Origin of the sequence: Oscillatoria sp. HE19RPO (assembly GCF_024220515.1) — a bacterium.
Lineage (GTDB): Bacteria > Cyanobacteriota > Cyanobacteriia > Cyanobacteriales > Laspinemataceae > Laspinema.
Genome location: NZ_JAMXOT010000489.1, coordinates 1 through 2,130, shown reverse-complemented (window position 1 = coordinate 2,130; position 2,130 = coordinate 1). Strand labels below are relative to the sequence as shown.

Here is a 2,130-nt window from a genome sequence, read left to right as displayed (position 1 = left end):
CGCAATGCTTGCGCCCTCCGGAGGGCGCAAGCATTGCGCCCCTACATTGACTGAGCTTCTCCGTTGATCCGGAACTACGAACGTTCTGGAGGTTTTATTTTTTGGAGTTCCCTAATATAGTTAGATGCTTAACCATCGGGATTTGGATGATTTATTTGTTGGAACACCCTTAATGACAACATCTGCATGAATATCTGATTCGGATGTAACAATCAAAAGGTTGATCATGATTTAAAAATAAAAAGCAAATTAAGAATGAAAAGGTCTGTTTTTCAAAAGCAGACCTTTTAGGGAGCTTACGAAACTTTAGAACCTTCGTACAAAAAATAGGTGTTAATCATCCTCTTTTTGGTCCTCATCCCCCCCTCGGCCCACGTTATAAGTTGAACTATTACGAGTGCACCAAGAATTACTCATAGAAGTAATGTTGGATGTTTGCGTACTGGGATCATAGCTAAACGCTTCCTCGACAATCTCGTATTTTGGGACAATACTCAGGTGCATCATCAAGGGATGAGCTTTTTTATCCAAAGTAACTTCAGTTGTTGCCATAAATTAACCTGCTTCGAGAGATAAATTTTAGGGAAAGTGCATCAAACTTGGCTTAACACCAATATTCCTGGTTTTAACGCTTCTCTAGGAATATCGCCCGCAAGCCATCCAGTTATCAATCTGGGGTATTCTCAATAAACTGCGGCTACTTGCCACTTTAATGAGAGTCCGAGAAGCCTCATATTTTGAAGCGTTTACCCTAGAGAGGTTTGATTCCCAATGTGATGCTTATGATAAGGATATTTCAAAATCTAGGAAATGTCTAGTCGAATAAAGCCGGATAAAGTCGGATAATTTAAAAACATAATCTGTTAAAATGTGGTATTCTTGCTGTATATGAAAAAGTCGGATATCAGCGGATTCAGATTTCGAGTTCTTAACTGGTGAGCTTGTATTGTGAATGTAAAAGAAGCATTGTTATTTGCCGACAAAGTTTTCTATCGCAAGACAGGGCAGCATTTAGATGATATGCAGCTTGGTGTGTTGGAGGGAGTATTACAACGTAAAAAATACGGTGAGATTGCTACAGAATTAAGGTGTACCGAAGGGTACGCAAAAGATATCGGCTATGAGTTATGGCAACTATTTTCAGAGTTTTTTGGGGAAGATGTTGACAAGTCCAACTTAAAATCAACTTTACTACGTCACAGTGCCGTTGACAGCTTTAACTTAAATGTATTCGGTAACTTTGATAAAGGTAGTGTTATTAGCTCCTTTAATCTTTGTAAACCTCAAGAAGAATCTCAGAAATTTCTAAGGGGAAAGCAGCAGGCTAAAATTGAAGCAATTACTCGTTTACGTGAAATGGGCTTAAGTGATGAGCAAATTGCAAAGTGTTTGGATATGACGCTAGAAGCTGTCCAGAATATGCTGTATAGCTAGTCTTGCAGCAGTTTGACAATGCCGCCTCACCCCCAACCGTTGGCGGCCCAGAACGGGTGAGGGGAGCCAAACCAAGTGTCAAATTCCTGAAGGGTCGCTATAGACATTTAAAATTTTATCTAAATAGGCTTCCCGGATGGCTTCTTGCTGAATTTCGGTGATTTCTTCGTGGCTCTTACCCAGATTTTTCAGAATCTCTTCGACGGGGATGGGAATGGCTGAACCGTGAGGGTCTTGCCATTCTGGAAGATCATGAGTCCACTCAGCAACCCAAAAAGGCTCAAGCTGTCCAAACTTTTTATAAACCTCTGGCAGGATATCTTCTTCTTCACAAAGCTCTCCATTTCCGGGGTTTTTCAAAAGTTCAACCCCATAATCTTGGGGAGAAGAAATAAACTCGGACCAGATAGGTAAGGCATTATCAATAGGCTTTCCTTTAATCAGGTCATAAACTCTACTGAGAACAGGACCATAATCCATAGAGACATAATTATCACCCGTAATCGGGTAATCCATCCGTTCCAATGCCAGACGGTCCGCTCTATAAAGCATTTTAACTAAGGGAACTCCAAAAAATAAAACCTTCAAAAAACCCGCACCCTGAAGGGTGGGGCTACACGGACAAAGCCCGCCTGCGCGGGCTAAAAGAGCCTTGTTAGGTGCGATCGCATCAAAGCAAGGATGATTTATTTGTTG

3 protein-coding genes are annotated in these 2,130 nt (G+C 41.2%); 1 reads left to right on the top strand and 2 read right to left on the bottom strand.

Translation table 11 applies throughout. The annotated features are described in order from the left end of the window. Window positions 1-333 precede the first annotated feature (333 nt). Window positions 334-552, bottom strand: a complete 219-nt coding sequence (locus tag NG833_RS29995) for a hypothetical protein (RefSeq protein WP_254568919.1) — start codon at window positions 550-552, stop codon at window positions 334-336. A gap of 396 nt (window positions 553-948) precedes the next feature. On the opposite strand from NG833_RS29995, the gene NG833_RS29990 reads away from it, so the two are divergent. After that, the gene (locus NG833_RS29990) at window positions 949-1,434 is read left to right on the top strand and encodes a hypothetical protein (RefSeq protein ID WP_254568918.1); all 486 of its coding nucleotides are present in this window, start codon (window positions 949-951) and stop codon (window positions 1,432-1,434) included. A gap of 78 nt (window positions 1,435-1,512) precedes the next feature. On the opposite strand, the gene NG833_RS29985 is transcribed toward NG833_RS29990, so the two are convergent. Beyond that, window positions 1,513-2,130: Panacea domain-containing protein (locus tag NG833_RS29985; RefSeq protein ID WP_256556222.1), on the bottom strand; the 618-nt coding region annotated here is incomplete at its 5' end.